14 protein-coding genes are annotated in these 16373 nt (G+C 57.9%); 8 read left to right on the top strand and 6 right to left on the bottom strand.

Annotated elements, in window-relative coordinates:
* The first annotated feature begins 125 nt into the window (after positions 1-125).
* Positions 126-662, top strand: a complete 537-nt coding sequence (locus tag CPPEL_RS01800) for a helix-turn-helix domain-containing protein (protein WP_123959539.1) — start codon at positions 126-128, stop codon at positions 660-662.
* Here CPPEL_RS01800 and CPPEL_RS01805 read toward each other — a convergent pair.
* On the bottom strand, positions 632-1021 hold the full coding sequence (locus CPPEL_RS01805) for a hypothetical protein (RefSeq protein ID WP_123959540.1): 390 nt from the start codon (positions 1019-1021) through the stop codon (positions 632-634). The genes CPPEL_RS01800 and CPPEL_RS01805 overlap by 31 nt on opposite strands.
* Positions 1022-1301: 280 nt before the next feature.
* On the opposite strand from CPPEL_RS01805, the gene CPPEL_RS11250 reads away from it, so the two are divergent.
* The gene (locus tag CPPEL_RS11250) at positions 1302-1793 is read left to right on the top strand and encodes a site-specific integrase (RefSeq protein WP_245990523.1); all 492 of its coding nucleotides are present in this window, start codon (positions 1302-1304) and stop codon (positions 1791-1793) included.
* A 927-nt stretch (positions 1794-2720) separates the two neighbouring features.
* Here CPPEL_RS11250 and CPPEL_RS01815 read toward each other — a convergent pair.
* Positions 2721-4184, bottom strand: a complete 1464-nt coding sequence (locus CPPEL_RS01815; protein ID WP_123959542.1) for a threonine/serine exporter family protein — start codon at positions 4182-4184, stop codon at positions 2721-2723.
* A gap of 148 nt (positions 4185-4332) precedes the next feature.
* On the opposite strand from CPPEL_RS01815, the gene CPPEL_RS01820 reads away from it, so the two are divergent.
* On the top strand, positions 4333-6069 hold the full coding sequence (locus CPPEL_RS01820) for a pyruvate dehydrogenase (RefSeq protein WP_123959543.1): 1737 nt from the start codon (positions 4333-4335) through the stop codon (positions 6067-6069).
* A gap of 71 nt (positions 6070-6140) precedes the next feature.
* Here CPPEL_RS01820 and CPPEL_RS01825 read toward each other — a convergent pair whose 3' ends face one another.
* Both CPPEL_RS01825 and CPPEL_RS01830 read right to left on the bottom strand, forming a co-directional pair.
* Positions 6141-8027, bottom strand: coding sequence for a solute carrier family 23 protein (locus tag CPPEL_RS01825; protein ID WP_123959544.1), 1887 nt, complete (start codon positions 8025-8027; stop codon positions 6141-6143).
* 83 nt (positions 8028-8110) lie between these two features.
* Positions 8111-9529 carry an MFS transporter gene (locus CPPEL_RS01830; protein ID WP_281270499.1) on the bottom strand — a complete coding sequence of 473 codons (1419 nt, stop codon included), beginning with the start codon at positions 9527-9529 and terminating at the stop codon, positions 8111-8113.
* Between the two features lie 205 nt (positions 9530-9734).
* On the opposite strand from CPPEL_RS01830, the gene CPPEL_RS01835 reads away from it, so the two are divergent.
* Both CPPEL_RS01835 and CPPEL_RS01840 read left to right on the top strand, forming a co-directional pair.
* Positions 9735-10439: a response regulator transcription factor gene (locus CPPEL_RS01835; RefSeq protein WP_123959545.1), complete on the top strand. Its 705-nt coding sequence runs from the start codon at positions 9735-9737 to the stop codon at positions 10437-10439.
* A 3-nt stretch (positions 10440-10442) separates the two neighbouring features.
* Positions 10443-11924, top strand: coding sequence for a sensor histidine kinase (locus CPPEL_RS01840; RefSeq protein WP_123959546.1), 1482 nt, complete (start codon positions 10443-10445; stop codon positions 11922-11924).
* Here CPPEL_RS01840 and CPPEL_RS01845 read toward each other — a convergent pair.
* Together CPPEL_RS01845 and CPPEL_RS01850 are read right to left on the bottom strand one after the other, a co-directional pair.
* Positions 11917-12561 carry an alpha/beta fold hydrolase gene (locus tag CPPEL_RS01845; protein WP_123959547.1) on the bottom strand — a complete coding sequence of 215 codons (645 nt, stop codon included), beginning with the start codon at positions 12559-12561 and terminating at the stop codon, positions 11917-11919. The two genes, CPPEL_RS01840 and CPPEL_RS01845, sit on opposite strands and share 8 nt — an antisense overlap.
* Positions 12561-12962 (bottom strand): HIT family protein, encoded by a 402-nt coding sequence (locus CPPEL_RS01850; protein ID WP_123959548.1) that lies wholly within the window; start codon positions 12960-12962, stop codon positions 12561-12563. Before CPPEL_RS01850 ends, CPPEL_RS01845 begins: the two co-directional genes overlap by 1 nt.
* A gap of 71 nt (positions 12963-13033) precedes the next feature.
* Here CPPEL_RS01850 and purD point away from each other — a divergent pair, with 71 nt between their 5' ends.
* Genes purD through CPPEL_RS01865 form a run of 3 tightly spaced genes read left to right on the top strand, consistent with a single transcriptional unit; the run spans position 13034 to position 16326 of the window.
* Complete coding sequence (purD, locus tag CPPEL_RS01855; RefSeq protein ID WP_123959549.1) at positions 13034-14299, top strand: phosphoribosylamine--glycine ligase; 1266 nt, start codon at positions 13034-13036, stop codon at positions 14297-14299.
* Between the two features lie 49 nt (positions 14300-14348).
* Complete coding sequence (locus CPPEL_RS01860; protein ID WP_123959550.1) at positions 14349-15683, top strand: TrkH family potassium uptake protein; 1335 nt, start codon at positions 14349-14351, stop codon at positions 15681-15683.
* Entirely contained in the window at positions 15676-16326 is a 651-nt protein-coding gene (locus CPPEL_RS01865) for a potassium channel family protein (protein WP_281270500.1), read from the top strand. The genes CPPEL_RS01860 and CPPEL_RS01865 overlap by 8 nt, the downstream gene beginning before the upstream one ends.
* Positions 16327-16373: the final 47 nt, after the last annotated feature.

A 16373-nucleotide genomic window follows, 5' to 3' on the forward strand; every position in this document is an offset into this window, starting at 1 on the left:
ATAAATCACTTACTGCCTGAAATATAACGCACTGTTAGAAAACCGTCAATAGTTGCAAACATCTAAACAGTGAGCGAAAATAGAGCAACATTAAACAACTGGCAAAAAGCACTACCATTCAAACCATGGATAAATGGCAAAAAGACCTCACAGACACCATCGGTGCAGAGGTGAAACGACTCAGAGAAAAAGAATCCCGATCAACAATGTGGCTCCAAGATGAAACCGAACGCCTAGGTTTTCGGGTATCCCGCTCAAGCATCAGCCAATTAGAGGCAGGCAACCGAACATCCATCAGCCTTGCCGAAGTGCTTGTACTAGCCGCCGCTCTCGACATTCCCCCGGCTTTGCTCATCTTTCCCTACTACCCAGACGGTGAAACCCATTATCTACCAGGGAAAATAGACAGCGCGTTCAATGCCGTGGAATGGGTAGCTGGCCAACGAACCCTTGAAAGCGATGACATTGGTGTGTTCCCAGAGCCTCGCGTCATGCTCGCAACCGAACGCGATGACCTACTTTCCGACGCCCTCCGAAAAATAAAAACCGACCCCGGTAACCCTATGGGGCATGTCAAGGCCATGAATGCCCGCGCTAAGGAAATAGCCACAGAACTCAAGAAGCTCACCCCCTACGTCGGAACCTCAGAGGATGAACAATGAGCAGGGGTAGACCCGCCACACCCCTCGGCACCATCGGCAAAATCAACATCACCAAAAAACCCAACGGCAAAGACCAAGCAGAAGCACGCTACCGAACCACCACCGGCAAAACCCTCAGAGTCCGCGCCCAAGGCACCAGCAAAACCGCCGCCGAACGCAACCTCAAAACAAAATGCCGCGACAAAGACGCCACCACAAACACCACCCAAGGACTCAACAACACCACCGAACTCCACACCCTCATCACCTACTGGCTCGAACGCCACGACGTCACCAACACCACCAAAAACACCTACAACAAAGCCATCCGACTCCACATCAAACCCCACCTTCGGCAACATCCGACTCAACGAACTCACCACACCCCAGATCCAAACATTCCTCGACACCCTCACCCCCGGAACCGCCAAAACAAGCCGCGCCGTACTCTCAGGCGCACTCGGCCAAGCCACCAGATGGGGGCTCATCACCTACAACCCCATCACCAACACCACCCTCCCCAAACGCGAAAAACAAGAAGTCGAAGCACTCACAGACGAACAAATACACGAATTTAGAACCACCATCCGCGATTGGTGTGGCATCAACCACCGTGGCCAACAGCGCGGCGACGGACTCCCAGAAATCATCGACGTACTCATTGGCACAGGCCTACGCCTCGGCGAATGCCTAGCCCTCCGCTGGCAAGACATAGACCTCACAGCAGGCACCATCACCATCACTGGCACCATCGACAAAAACACCAGCCAACGCGTCGAACGCACCAAAACTCTCAGCAGTAGGCGCACCATCCACGCCGCCCCAATCGCCCTCAACGCCCTCAAGAAACAACAGGCAAAAGAACTCCGCCAATACCTCGGTGAAATCGTATTCCCCAGCACGCGGGGCACGTGGCGCACCGTAGACAACGTGAACCGGCAACTACGAACCGCCCGTCCCGATCACCTCGCATGGATACACCCCCACAGTTTCCGCAAAACCGTGGCCACCAGGATTGAACAGCGATACGGCACCCTCGCGGCCTCACGCCACCTAGGCCACTCATCTACCGCCGTCACCGAAAACGCCTACCTCGCACGCCCCAAAGTGCAAGCAGATTACACCAACGCCTTTGCCTACAGCCCGGACTAAACCAGGGCGCTACAGGGCGGAACCGGCGCCGAAAACAAAGCAATGCAACCCAGGATTGAAGAAGTGCAGCGCGCGGGGAAAACCCCACCTGCCTTGGCCTAAGGCGTTAGGTCTAATCCCACCCCCTTTAGGTGTCACAAAGTTGCCACAGCCGCCAAGGAACCAACGGCAACGCATCTAAAGGCGTGGCCACATCAGCCAATCTGAAAGCCAACACCGCCCCTGCAAAGCCACAAGCCCGCGGCCTTGAGTGGAACTGCCCGGAACAATCTGACAACACCCCAGGGGCACACAGGCTGGCGCTTCTGCTCAAGATAGGGCACAAAACCCCAAGGGGTCTAAGAACGCCGTCGAAAGCCGACCTATCCCCAGTGGATTAGCCAAGGGCGTCTAAAAAAGGGGGGTTACGACCCCCACGCCCCTCAAGTTCAGGCCATCCGCGCCCCGGCCAAAGGCGGAAAAGGGTAGGTATTTAACGCCACCCCTTGGCTGAGTTAAGTAACTCACGGCAACAGCCAAGCAACACTTCAAAAACCACTCATTACCAGCGGTAACACTAGGTAACACACTAGTAACAGGGTAGGTAACATAGTTTGACCTGCGGTAACACGGGTAACACAGTATTTCGTATCGCTGCTAGAAAGTTTATCCTGCTATCGGTCAAGTGTTTGAGTTGATAGCCGCGGGGCGCGGTGGCCAAGCCGTAGGGGAACGGGGGCGAAAAGTGTCCAAAAAGTGTCCAAAAAGTGTCCAAAAAATACTCACAAACTGACTGAAAATAGACGTCGCGAGAGAGAATGGGCAACACTGTTTAGACAGTAGTAGCGCCCTTACCAGTAGAAACACTGAAAATAAACGACGTGAGAGAGACTAGACAACACCCCGTCCTTAGAACCGTAGGTTGCGAGTTCAAGTCTCGTCTCCAGCTCATTTCTTGGTCTGCACCCCAAACCGTACTTGTGCGCGTCGGGTGCGGATCATTTTCTTTGCCAACTGCTTATACGTTGCCATCGTCGGCGGGCGACGAAGCTGTCGGGCTACCCATTCACCAAATACCGTGCCTGCAGCGAGCATGGTGCAGGTGGCAATGGCGTACACCAGGCCGGAAAAGCCTGCCAATAATTGCTCCTGCATAAGCCCATACAGTCCGCGATATACCGAAAGGCCAGGCAGCAGCGGGGTAGCACCGGCAATGGCAATCACCAGCGGCGGGATCTGGAAACGACGGGCCAACAGGCCACCGCTTAAACCAATAACGAAGGTGGTGCCAAAGGTGGCAGCCATGCCATCGATGCCTGCTGGCACGAGCACAAAGTAGTACACCAGCGAGCCCCACAAGGCGGTCAGCCCCGCGATGATCGCGGTATTCCAATTGGCATAGCAGGCACGCGAGAACCCGATGGTGGCGATGGTGCCGCCGAGGGTGCGCACCGTATTCGAGGCGAAATTGGGCACGGCCACCGTCTCCATTGGGGGAAGCTGCAATCCCAGCACCGAGGTAATAGCGATGCCCATACCAACACCGGCGACCACACCTGCGGTGATAGTCATGGTGTCGAATAACCTGGCCAGCGCGGTAATAGGTGCCGAGGTCACACCATTTTGGAAGGCCTGCAGCAGGGTCAAACCGGCCAGCATCACCACGATGGAGGTGGAGATAACAATGGAGGGTTTGAGCGAAAGATCGTAGAGCAGCCCCGCGTGGTAGGCGTAGGTGGCCACAATGGCCGCGAGCACACCGCCTGCTGCGTTTTGATAAAACAGCGGCAAACCGTGCTTGCCCAAAAAGCCCGAAAGCCACATGATCACCGCGGCGACCATCGTGGAGATGATCTGCACGGGAATATCGCCACCGATGAGCATGGACACGCCAAGACTCATGGTGGCCCAGGAGGCGATGATGGACCATTCGCCGCGGGATTCCTTGGAGTTCTCAATGGCATCGAGACGTGCTGTGGCATCTACGAGTGCGGCGCGGCCAGTGTGAATATCGCGGATGAGGCGGTCGACGAGGGCGAGCTTGCGAAAGTTCTGCGCCTCGGGCTTGATAATGTGCACCACCTGCACACCCTGCTGGCCGCCCACGGAAGTAAAAAGGCGGATGCGTTGGTGGGTGGCGTCGGTGTGGCAATTCCACACACCAAAGGCCTCGGCAATAGAGCGCACCTGCTCCTCGGCATCGGAGTTGGGGGTGCCGGCAATGATGAGCAGCGCACCGATGCGCGCAGAGACTTCCAGCGCAGCGGTAATTTCTGCGCGGTCAGATAGGTCCACCGGCGCCAATGGCGCCAGGGGAGGTGCCGCCGCCACGTCGATGGTGGCGTTGTTCGGCGACTGCTGCTGGCGTTTGCGCAGCGTTGCCAAATGATCGAGCCGGAAGATCTTCACCATGGTTTCTTAGAGCCTACTGCACGCAAAAATTTTTCCCACCTCAGGTGCCTGCATGGCTAAGTGCTACGTAAGCCCTGGGAGATCAAATATTGCAAAGTGCTTACTTTTTGCGGAAACTTGGTGGCATATCAAACAGAAAGGGACACCAATGGCAAAATCCTTTGCACATCAGATCGTCGAAACGCTAGAAAGGCTCGGGGTCAAGCGCATCTACGGCCTGGTTGGCGATAGTCTGAACCCGGTGGTTGATGCTGTGCGCACCTCCAATATCGAATGGGTGCACGTGCGCAATGAAGAAGCAGCGGCCTTTGCAGCAGAGGCCGATTCACTGACCACCGGCGAGCTGGCCGTGTGTGCTGCTTCCTGCGGCCCTGGTAATACCCACCTGATCCAGGGTCTTTATGATGCACACCGTAACGGCGCCAAGGTGCTAGCCCTTGCAAGCCACATTCCCTCACGCCAGATCGGCTCCCACTTCTTCCAAGAAACGCACCCGCAGCGCATCTTCCAGGAGTGCTCCGGTTATTGCGAGATGGTCAATTCCGCCGACCAGGGCGAGGTGATTTTGCACCACGCCATCCAATCCACCATGGCCGGCAATGGCGTGTCTGTGCTGGTCATCCCAGGTGATATCACCATGCACGACGCTTCGGACCTTGGCTTTGCCAAATCTGCTATCTCCAGCGGCAAGCCAGTGGTGTACCCGGACCCCGCCGAGGCAAGTGCGCTGGTCCAAGCCATTAATGAGGCAAAAACCGTCACCCTGTTCTGCGGTGCCGGCTGTAAAGATGCCCGCGAGCAGGTCTTGGCCTTGGCCGAGAAGATCAAGGCTCCGGTAGGCCACGCCCTTGGCGGCAAGATGTATATCCAATACGACAACCCCTTCGATGTGGGTATGTCTGGCCTGCTTGGCTATGGCGCCTGCCACGACGCATCCAATGATGCAGACCTGCTGATCCTGCTGGGCACGGACTTCCCCTACAACGACTTCCTTCCCTCCAAGAACGTCGCGCAGGTGGATATCAACGGCCGCAACATCGGCCGCCGCACCCGCATTAGCTACCCGGTGGTAGGCGATATGGCTGCAACCATTGAAAATATTCTCCCGCACGTTGAGGAAAAGACCGATAGGAAGTTCCTTGACAAGATGCTCAAGGAGCACCACAAGAAGCTTTCCGACGTCGTGGAGGCCTACACCCACAACGTGGAGAAGCACACGCCGATCCACCCGGAGTTCGTTGCCAATATCATCGACGAAATTGCCGATGAAGACGCCATCTTCTCTGTCGATACCGGCATGTGCAACGTGTGGTCTGCCCGCTACGTCACCCCCAATGGCCGCCGCGAAATGATCGGCTCCTTCCGCCACGGCACCATGGCCAACGCGCTGCCCATGGCGATGGGTGCATCTGCTGCAGATCGCAAGCGCCAGGTGGTGTCCTTCTCCGGCGACGGTGGCTTGGGCATGCTCATGGGCGAGCTGCTCACGGTGAAACTGCACGAGCTGCCCATCAAGATCTGCGTGTTTAATAACTCCTCACTTGGCATGGTCAAGCTGGAGATGATGGTGGAAGGTCTGCCGGAATTCGGCACCGACCACGAGGAAGTAGATTATGCGGCCATTGCCAAGGCCGTGGGCATCCCGCATGTAAAGATCACCGATCCCGCCAAGGCTCGTGAGCAACTCACCGAAGCCTTTGCCATGGAAGGCCCGGTGCTGATCGACATGGTGACCGACCCCAACGCCTTGTCCATCCCGCCGAACATCACCATCGAGCAGATGCTCGGCTTTTCCAAGTCGGCCGTGAAAACCGTCCTCGATGGCGGCGTAGGCCACATGCTGGATCTGGCTGCCTCTAACCTGCGAAATATCCCGAAGCCCTAAAGGCTTTTCCGGAGAAAAACAACAGCGGAGCTTGTGCAACAGCACAAGCTCCGCCTTTTTGCGTGGCGCTGCTATTCCACCTCGGTGAACTTTCTGTCCCAGGCGGAACGAACCGGGTTGGCGTCGGCAAGCAAAATATCGAAGCGATCATTGGCAATCTCGATGATCTCTGAAAGCACCGTGCGGCGCTCCTGCGCATCGGAGTTGGCCAGACGCCTCACGCCAGCATCCAACACCGTGTCAATCGAATCATTGGTGCCAAGATAGGCCACAAAAGGCAAGCCAAAGCGCTCGCGATAGGCGGAGGAAAGGTCGAGCAATTGGGCCGTTTGTACGTCGTCAAGCTCCTCTAAGTTCAAAGAACCACGCGCGGCACTGGTCTCGGTGGTCAAAAGCTCCGCCATATCCGGATAATCCCTGATCAAGGCCTCTTGCTGCTCAGGGCTGCCGGTGAGCACCGCCACCTGGATGGCCTCACGCAACTCATTGATATTGCTAAAGGGGCGAGCCTCCCAGGCATCATGCAGCGACCAGGTCTCGTTATTAAACAGCGGCGCCAAGGTGGCCTCGAACTCTCGTTGATCCATCTGGTTGAGCTCTGCAAGAGAGACGCCACCTTCTTGGTTCCTGGCCACATCCGTGCCGCTTTGGCGGCCAACGTGGAAGAACAGCCAGTTCAAGATGATCGCGGTGATTGCACCGATGGACATGCCGGAAGAAACGAAGGTGCGGGTCCACTCAGGCAAGGATTCAGCCACCTCTGGCTTGAAGGTAATGAGCATGGCCAAGCCCAAGGCGGTGGTGACGATCACGGCATTGCGATTATCGCTTAAGTCCGTCTTGGCAATGGTCTGCAAACCAACCCAAGCAACGTTGGCAAAAAGTGCCAAGGAGGCAGCGCCCAGCACCGGGTGGGGGATCGAGGCCACCACAGCGCCAGCCTTGGGCAGCAGGCCAAGCAGGATCATAAAACCAGCAGCCGAGGCAGCCACCCAACGCGACTTCACCCCAGTGATGCGCACCAAACCCACGTTCTGCGCGAAGCAGGTATAGGGGAAGGAGTTCATCACACCGCCAAGGAAGGTGGACACACCATCGGCGCGGAGTGCGCGCTGGATATCATCGCGGCGGATGCGCTTTTTCACAATCTCGCCGGTGGCAAACACATCGCCAGTGGTTTCCACCATGGTGATGATCATGACCACGATCATGGAAAAGATCGCGCCGATATTCCACTGCGGAGTACCGAAGTAGAAGGGCGTAGTAATACCCAGCGGATCGGCATCGGCTACTGCATCGAGGTTGGCATCGCCTAACACCAAGGCCACCACGGTGCCAGCCACCAGGCCGATGAGGATAGACAGCGTGCCCAAAAAGCCCTTGAAAAAGCGCTGCACCAGCACGATCAGGGCGAGCGTGCCAAAGCCATAGGCCAGATCGCGCCCAGCGGGGTTATCGGCGTAGTTAACAAAGTCATTGGCCGATACGGCCAGCAGCGAGGTGCCCATCACCAGCAGTACGGTGCCTGTGACAACCGGCGGGAAGAACTTGAGAAAGCGCGCGAAAATCGGGGTGGCGAAGAAGGTGAACAGACCCGCGGCGATCACCGCGCCATAGACAGTAGGCAGCGATTCCACACCGCCTTTGCCATCGGAAACACTCAGCCCAATGGCGATAATCGGGGCCACCGCTGTGGTGGTCACGCCTTGGATGATGGGCAGGCGCACACCAACGTGCTTGCCAATGCCGACCGATTGGATCAAGGTGGCCAAACCACAGGTGAGCAGATCGGCATTAATGAGGTGGATGGTGGTGGCGGTATCGAGGTTGAGCGAACCTGCGATCAGCAACGGCACAATCACAGCACCCGCGTAGAAGGCGAGCACATGTTGTAATCCGAGCGCTGCCAGTTTTGGAGGTGAGGGGACGGCGTCTACGGGGTGGGTCAGGGCAGTCAAGACGATGCTCCGGATACTAGGAGGGAGGATGACCGCTTTAGCTTATTACTTCCAATCCAGCGAGTGCCCCCGCGCCCGGCTGGCTATTCGTGATCGTAGGCAGTGCCCTTGGGGTTATCGCGCAATAACCAGCCAGTAATCACTGCGCCGGCAAGGGTACAGATGGCAGCGAAGGCAAGCAGCCACTCAAAGGCATGATTAAACGCACCCGCGTCTACCGCCTCGGCAAAAGAGGCGTCTTGGCCGCTGCTTGCCGTGTACAGGGCTGCCAGCAGGGTGCCGAAAACCGCCACGGCGATCAAAGCACCGAACTCATAGGAGACTTCTTCAATAGCAGAGGCCATGCCCGAACGAGCCCTGGGGGCTGAACCAATAATGGCCGTGGATGCCACCGACATAGCAAAACCTGCGCCCACACCGGCGACGAGCATGCCGAGGATAAAGACGCCGAATGTGTCGGTGATCGCGCCGAGGTAGCAGCAGAAAAAGCCTGCCGCCAAGATGCTCAGCCCGCCGCCGATCAGCGGCAAGAAGCCAACGCGGTGCAAGAAGATGCCGCCGATCAACGAGGTGGGGAAAGCCGCCAGCGCCGCCACGGCGGTAAGCAGGCCTGCTTGTAGTGGGGAGAATCCCTCGGTGAGCTGGAAGCGCTGAGTGGTTACCAACATCACGCCCGATTGCGTGAACATGGCAAATAAGGCGGTGAGCACGCCTGCACTAAAGAGCCGATTGCGAAAGATATCGAAGGCGATCAGCGGCTGCGTTTGCCTGCGCCCGCGCAACCAAAAAGCCAGCGAGCCCGCGAGGCTAAGCCCGAGGGCTAGCCAGATAGAACTTGGGTGCGCTACCTCTTTGATCAACAACACCAGGCCCGTCATGGCGATCATGGCGTACACAGAAGAAAGCAGATCCCAGTGCTGGGTGGGGTGCGTGACATTGGGCGGGGCCAGCAAGAAGGTGGCCAGCAGTGCCACGATGGCGATGGGGATATTAATAACGAAGACCGAACCCCAGTAGAAGTGCTCCAATAAGAAGCCGCCAAGCACCGGTCCTGCCGCAGCACCGATGGTGGCCACCGAACCCCAAATGGCAATAGCTAAGTTGCGTTCGCGCACATCCTGGAAGGTGATGCGCAAAAGCGCCAAAGTGGCGGGCATCATCACCGCAGCACCCACGCCGAGCAGCGCACGAGAGGCAATGAGCACGCCCACGTTGGGGGCGAGAGCCGCGAGCGTGGAGGCGAGGGCAAAAAGCACCAGGCCGATTTCGAACATGCGGCGATGCCCGATGCGATCACCTAAGGTGCCGGTGCCGAGCAATAGCCCGGAGATCACCAGCGAGTAGGCATTTAGTACCCACAGGCCTTCGAGTTCGCTCATGTGCAATTGGGTGCGCAGCGCCGGCAGGGCAGTAAAGAGGATGGAGTTATCGGCGCTGATCATTAGCAGCCCAACAGAAATGACGGCAAGGAAAAGCCAACGATTCGAAGTCTGGGGAGTCACAGGTGGCCACCTTACCCAAGGGTGCGCGGTGCCAGCGAAGGGCTTGCGCCTTGCTGTACCTTGCGCCTTGCAGAGCCATGCACCGCCTTGGTGCCTGGTTTTGCGCGTGCTCACAGCCAACACACAGCAAGGTGGGCTTTACTAGAAGCAACTATTGCCAATTTTCTAGACCCTTTCTACATGTCCTGCACAAAAGGAAATAGCGATGAATGACAATGCCACCCGCGTTTTGGTTGTGGACGATGAGCCGAACATTGTGGAGCTGCTCAATGTCTCTTTAAAATTCCAGGGCTTTGAAGTAGCCACGGCCACCTCCGGCGATGAGGCACTGGAAGTAGCCAGGCAGTTCCAGCCCGATGCCTTCATCTTGGATGTGATGATGCCGGGCATGGATGGCTTTGAGCTTCTGCCCAAGCTGCGCGCCGAGGGCCTTGATGGTCCGGTGCTCTACCTCACGGCTAAAGATGCACTTGAGCACCGCATCCACGGCTTAACCATCGGTGCTGATGATTATGTAACCAAGCCTTTTTCTCTTGAAGAGGTGATTACGAGGCTCCGCGTGATTTTGCGCCGAGGCAGCCACACCGAGGAGCCTCAAAACGACGCCACCTTGACCTACGCGGATTTGACCTTAAATGACGACACCCACGAGGTAACCAAAGCCGGCAAGGTGGTGGAGCTTTCGCCCACTGAGTTCAATTTGCTGCGCTATTTGATGATCAACGCAGAGGTGGTGCTGAGTAAGGCCAAGATTTTGGATAACGTCTGGCACTACGATTTCGGCGGCGATGGCAATGTGGTGGAAAGCTACATTTCCTATCTTCGCCGCAAGGTCGATACCACCGATACGCCTTTGATCCACACCGTGCGCGGCGTTGGCTACGTGCTGCGTAAGCCACGGAAATCTTAAAACATGAGTGTTGCTAACCCCTATGCTTCTGCGGTGGTAGATCCGCCTGCAAAGAAGCGCAAAAAAGGTTCGGGGCAGTCTTCCAAACCAGCCGGGCTCAAGGCAGTGCCGCTGCGTTTGGGGCTTACCATCATCATCGTGGTGGTGTCTGGTTTAGGCCTTGCCGCCAGTTCGGTGGCGGTCAATCGCACCATGGTGGAGTTGGTGTATTCGCGCATCGATGCCGATTTGGAGCGCGGCCTTGGCGGCTGGGCTTCGCAGGATTCGCTCTTTCACGATTCCACCTCGGTGGCAGCGCGCCCGCCCACGGATTTTTATGCGGTGAAGTTCTTCCCCGATGGCACCGCGCTGGAATTTAATGAGCACGACTCGGCCCCGGATCTTGATGCCGTTGAGCCGGGGCGTGGGCCTCAAACGGTGGAGTCCAAGGGTGATTCCGATGTGCATTGGCGGGTGATGGCTCAAACCGATAACGGTGTTACCACCGTGGTGGCCAAGGATATTGCCCAGGAGTCGATGATCTTGCAGCGCTTGGCCATAGGCCAGGTGGTGATTGGCATGTCGGTGCTGATGATTACTGCCTTGTTTGCCTTCTTCCTCGTGCACCGCGCGCTTCGCCCCTTGCGTGAGGTTGAGGCCACGGCCAAGGCCATTGCCTCGGGTGATTTTGATCGCCGCGTGCCAGAAGGTGGGGAAAACACCGAGGTTGGCGAGCTTTCCCATTCGCTCAACGTGATGCTTGAGCGGCTGCAGGGCTCCATTATCGAGCTGCAGAATAAAGAAGAGCAGATGCGTCGTTTTGTAGGCGATGCCTCCCACGAGCTGCGTACCCCGCTGACCAGCGTCAAAGGCTATGCCGAGCTCTATCGTTCGGGGGCTACCGATGATGCAAAGCTCGTGCTTGAGCGCATTGAGGCCGAGGCTAGCCGCATGAGCGTGCTGGTGGAGGATCTTTTAGCACTGACTCGCGCCGAGGGTTCCCGCTTTGAAGAAGCGGACGTAGATATTCTCGAGCTTTCCCTTTCGGTGGCATCCTCCCTGCGTGCTGCGTATCCAGGCCGTTGCATCGATGTGCGCAGCGAATGTGAGGCCATCCCCGTGGTTCGTGGCGATGCTGCCCGTTTGCACCAGGTGCTTACCAACCTCACCGTCAATGCCATCAAGCACGGTGGTGAGGAGGCGAAGGTGGCTATCAAGCTTTTCGACGCCACGCCCGGGTGGGTCACCATCGAAGTCGCAGACGATGGCATTGGTTTAAGCGAAGAAGACGCCGCGCACATCTTCGAGCGTTTCTACCGAGCCGATACCTCCCGCGCGCGTGCTACCGGCGGCAGTGGTTTGGGCTTGGCCATTACCAAAACCCTGGTGGAATCCCACAAGGGCAGCATTGGTGTGCAAAGCGAGCTGGGCAAGGGCACGGTGTTTCGCATCGACTTGCCCAAAGACCCAAAGCGCACGCCCCCGCAGACCCAAAGTGCTACTTAATCAGCGCTAGGGCCTCAAGGATCGGCACTGTTTGGCGCGGCAATTCCTCGTGGCGCACCCCGGCTATTTCGATGGTGCGCCCAAGCTGGCTTGAGGCCGCAGGCACAATGCGATCAGCAGTGGAGTAGATGGAGATAAGCTGCAGCCCCTCTGGGATCTGGGCTGCAAGCTGTTGGGTGATATCTACAAACACTTGGCCTGCAACAAATCTGACCAAGGGGCTTAGCATTGGTCTGCTTAGACGATTCAGCGGCAATGAGCGCGGCACGCCTTTAAAGGCCGCGCCTAAGCCAATTAATCCGCGCACAAACCCGGGGTGTTTATGTGCAAGCCTTAACCCCAGCAGCCCGCCGGCAGAATGGCCCACAATATCTACCTGCTTAATGCCTTGGGCTTCGAGCTTGGCCACATAGCCACTGAGCTCGGCTAAGGAAGTATCTAAGGAATCGGTGCCGTGGGAGCCATAGCGTGGGGCCACAAATGCCCTGCCGCGGTTGGCCAGGGCTCGCGCCGGGAATTCGAAGTTGCCTGGCGAACCTAACGTGCCGTGCAAAAACAGCACGGGTATCTCGCCGCCTTGGATCGGCGGCGAGGCTGGGAGGATGCCCATGGGTGGCACCCATTTCAGCAGTGCCATTAAGCCTCGAGTGCCTCGCGGATGCGCTTGGCGGCGTCGTCCATGAGCGCTGGGTCTGTCTCATTCATGCCCATGGCCTGGGAGAAGTCATAATCGGCCATCTGTGAAGTGGGGAAGACGTGGATGTGGGTGTGGGGCACATCGAAGCCTGCGATGATAAAGCCCGCGCGTGGGGCGTCGAAAGCCTTGATAATTGCCTGCCCGATCTCTTGGGCAACCTCGCTGAGGCGAGCCCAGAGTTTTGGATCAAGATCGGTCCAGCGATCTACTTCTTGTACTGGCACCACGAGCACGTGGCCGTAGGCAAGCGGCTCGATGGTAAGAAACGCCACCACGTCTTCGCTGCGGTAGACGAATCGGCCTGGGAGTTCACCTGCGATGATTTTGCTAAACACGCTCATGCCCATCAAGGGTAGCGGGATGGCGCTGTGCAGGGGCACCCGTGCTGGCAGGGCTAGATACACTAAGGCCTATGCGCATTCTTCTGATTGGTTCTGGAGCGCGCGAGCATGCGCTTGCGCTTGGTATGAGCAAGGACCCGCAGGTAACAGAGCTGCACGCGGCACCAGGTAATCCTGGTATTGCCCAGCTAGCTACGTGCCATGTGGATGCCGGCCCGGTAGATGATGCCGAGGCTATGGTCGCCCTTGCCAAGAAGGTCGATGCAGATCTGGTGGTGATTGGCCCAGAAATCCCACTGGTAGCCGGTGTTTCAGATGCACTGCGTGATGCAGGTTTTGCCGTGTTTGGCCCCAGCAAAGCGGCAGCGCAGATCGAAGGCTCAAAGGCTTTTGCCAAAGATGTGATGGCCGCAGCCGGTGTGCGCACCGCCCATGCAGAAAGCATTCAGCCCGGTGCCGATGAGGCCAGCTTGGACGAGGCCTTCGGTCGCTTCGGTCCGAACTATGTGGTCAAAGACGATGGCCTTGCCGGCGGCAAGGGCGTGGTGGTGACCCGCGATCTAGAGCAGGCCAAGGATCACGCCCGCGCGGTATTGGCTGCCGGTAACCCGGTGCTGCTGGAAAGCTTCCTCGATGGCCCCGAGGTATCGCTGTTTTGCCTTGTGCACGACTCCACCGTGGTGCCCCTGCTGCCCGCCCAAGATTACAAGCGCGCCTTTGATCAGGATGAAGGCCCCAATACCGGTGGTATGGGCGCCTATGCTCCGCTGCCGTGGCTGCCGGAGGATGCTACCCAGCGCATCGTGGATGAGGTGTGCGTGCCAGTAGCTAAAGAGATGGTTCGCCGCGGCACCCCTTATTCCGGTCTGTTGTATGCCGGTTTGGCCTGGGGCGAGGACGGTCCTGCGGTGGTGGAGTTCAACTGCCGCTTCGGTGATCCTGAAACCCAGGCTGTGCTCGCACTTTTGAATACCCCACTTGCGGGGGTGTTATCGGCCGTTGCGCAGGGTCAATTAGCGGCATTGCCGCCGCTGGATTGGCAGCCAGGCTACGCACTGACGGTGGTATTGGCGGCCGAGGGCTATCCCGAGTCTCCTCGAACCGGGGGAGTAATCCACGGTGTAGAAGGCAAGCCGGTGCTGCACGCAGGCACTGCTTTTGATGGCCAGAAGCTTGTTTCGGCAGGTGGCCGCGTGCTCAATGTCATCGGTGTGGGCGAGGACCTGGCCACTGCGCGTGCCCGAGCCTATGAGGCATTAGATGGCATTGCGCTTGAGGGCTCCCATTTCCGCAGCGATATTGCGCTCAAAGCCGAGCGCGGAGAGATCGGAATTTAAAGCGCTTATTAATTGTCGGGCCAAAACCTCGCGAGTAAGCTAACGGCTCGTGCATAAGACACCAGCCCGACTTGTGGCCAGTAGCTTTGGCAGCCTCATCCTTGTTGGCTGCCTGTTGCTGCTGTTGCCCGTGTCCAAAACCGGCGACGGTGGCGCCGATTTTGTTACCGCGCTTTTTACCGCAACCTCTGCGGTGTGCCTGACCGGCCTGATTGTGGTGGATACCGCAACCTATTGGACGCACTTTGGTCAACTCATCATCTTGATCCTGATCCAGCTCGGCGGTTTGGGCATCATGACGCTGACCACCTTCGTCAGCTGGGTACTTGCCGGACGCATCGGCGTGCGCAGCAGGCTTAATGCCGCCGCAGAAGGCCGCGGCAGGCAATTGGGTGAAGTTAAAGGCCTGCTGATCGCCACCATCTCTTTTACCCTGGCGGTAGAAACGGTCCTGGGCATCATCCTCACCTTGCGCTTTCACGCCTATGGCTACGACTGGGCGGCAAGCCTGTGGGAAGGCACCTTCCACTCCATCTCTGCCTTTAATAACGCCGGCTTTTCGCTCAAAAGCGATAACCTGGTGCAATTCGTGGGCGACTGGATCATCATCTTGCCCATCTCCTTTGCCATCATCATCGGTGGCCTAGGCTTCCCGCTGCTCCTTGAGTTTTATCGGCGGTGGCGGGCACGGCGGCGTCGACAAGCACCCCCTCGCTTTTCTATCTCCGGCATCTTCGTCATGGTCGGTACCGTCACGCTTTTAACCGTGGGCTTTGTTGGCACCGCCGTGATCGAGTGGACCGGTGTGCTTGGGCATTTGGATACGCCCACGAAGATCCTTTCTGCCTTCTTCCACTCGGTAAGCTCGCGTACCGCTGGCTTTAACTCCGTAGATATTGGTGCGATGCACCCGAACTCGCTGCTGCTGACGGATATTTTGATGTTCATCGGCGGCGGCACCGGTGGTACGGCAGGTGGCATGAAGATCACCACCATGGCAGTGATCCTTGCGGTGATGGTGGCAGAAGTCCGCGGTGATGAACATGTGCTGGTGCACAAGCGCCGCATTCCTAATCGCTCGGTGCGCCAGGCCATTGCCGTTACCGTGATGGCTGGTTTGTTGGTGGTGAGCGCGATCATGCTGATCATGCTGGTGGCGCCACAATTTGATCCTCAACGAGTAACCTTCGAGGTAGTGAGTGCCTTTGGCACGGTGGGTCTTTCTACCGGCATTACCGGCGATCTGCCCAAGGTTGCTCAGCTCATCATCGTGGTGCTGATGTTCGCCGGCCGTATCGGCCCGGTGTCGTTGGTATCCGCACTTGCAAGCCGAGACAGTAAACGTCTGTACTGTTTCCCCGACGAAAGGCCTCTCATTGGCTAAGCATCATAATCACGCCCCCGTGGTCATTCTCGGCCTTGGTCGATTCGGCATGGCCTTGGGCGAAGAGCTGGTAAATACCGGCGTAGAAGTCCTCGGTATCGATAGCAATGAATCGGTGGTGGATAAGGCATCGCAGGTGCTCACCTTCGCCGCTACCGCCGATACCACCAATGTGGAGGCGCTGCGCCAGCTTTCGGTGGACGAGGCCTCGCGCGTGGTGGTTGGCATTGGTACCGACATGGGCGCCTCCTTGCTCACCGCCTCTACGGTGGTGGACTTGAAGGTGCCGAGCATTTGGGCCAAGGCCGTGAATAATCCCCACGCCAAGATCTTGCGCCAGATCGGTGTGCACCACGTGATTCGCCCCGAGCAAGACACTGGCCGACGCATCGCGCACCTGATGAATGGCCGCGTACAAGAGTATGCAGAATTCGATCGCGACTACGCCATTGAAAAAGTAGCGCCGCCGGTGTCGTATCTGGGCAAGAAGGTATCGGATATCAAGGGTGTGCAGATCATTGCCGTGCGCCGTGCCGGTGGGCGCTTCGGGCCTTCCGAGTCCGATATGGTGCTCAAGGCGGGCGATCTGGTGCTTGCTGCCGGGCACCCGGATGAGCTCGAGCGCTTCGGCACGACAGACTAAAACGATCGCAACCACGCCTTTAAGGCGAGGTGTTGCCCAGGAGGTTG

Origin of the sequence: Corynebacterium pseudopelargi (assembly GCF_003814005.1) — a bacterium.
Taxonomy (GTDB): domain Bacteria; phylum Actinomycetota; class Actinomycetes; order Mycobacteriales; family Mycobacteriaceae; genus Corynebacterium; species Corynebacterium pseudopelargi.

Bases quoted from the DNA above. Each gene is read 5' to 3' on its own strand.
- CPPEL_RS01840 (WP_123959546.1), top strand. From the start codon at position 10,443: ATGAGTGTTGCTAACCCCTATGCTTCTGCGGTGGTAGATCCGCCTGCA.
- CPPEL_RS01845 (WP_123959547.1), bottom strand. From the start codon at position 12,561: ATGGCACTGCTGAAATGGGTGCCACCCATGGGCATCCTCCCAGCCTCG.
- CPPEL_RS01835 (WP_123959545.1), top strand. From the start codon at position 9,735: ATGAATGACAATGCCACCCGCGTTTTGGTTGTGGACGATGAGCCGAAC.
- CPPEL_RS01820 (WP_123959543.1), top strand. From the start codon at position 4,333: ATGGCAAAATCCTTTGCACATCAGATCGTCGAAACGCTAGAAAGGCTC.
- CPPEL_RS01800 (WP_123959539.1), top strand. From the start codon at position 126: ATGGATAAATGGCAAAAAGACCTCACAGACACCATCGGTGCAGAGGTG.
- CPPEL_RS01815 (WP_123959542.1), bottom strand. From the start codon at position 4,184: ATGGTGAAGATCTTCCGGCTCGATCATTTGGCAACGCTGCGCAAACGC.
- CPPEL_RS01850 (WP_123959548.1), bottom strand. From the start codon at position 12,962: ATGAGCGTGTTTAGCAAAATCATCGCAGGTGAACTCCCAGGCCGATTC.
- purD (WP_123959549.1), top strand. From the start codon at position 13,034: ATGCGCATTCTTCTGATTGGTTCTGGAGCGCGCGAGCATGCGCTTGCG.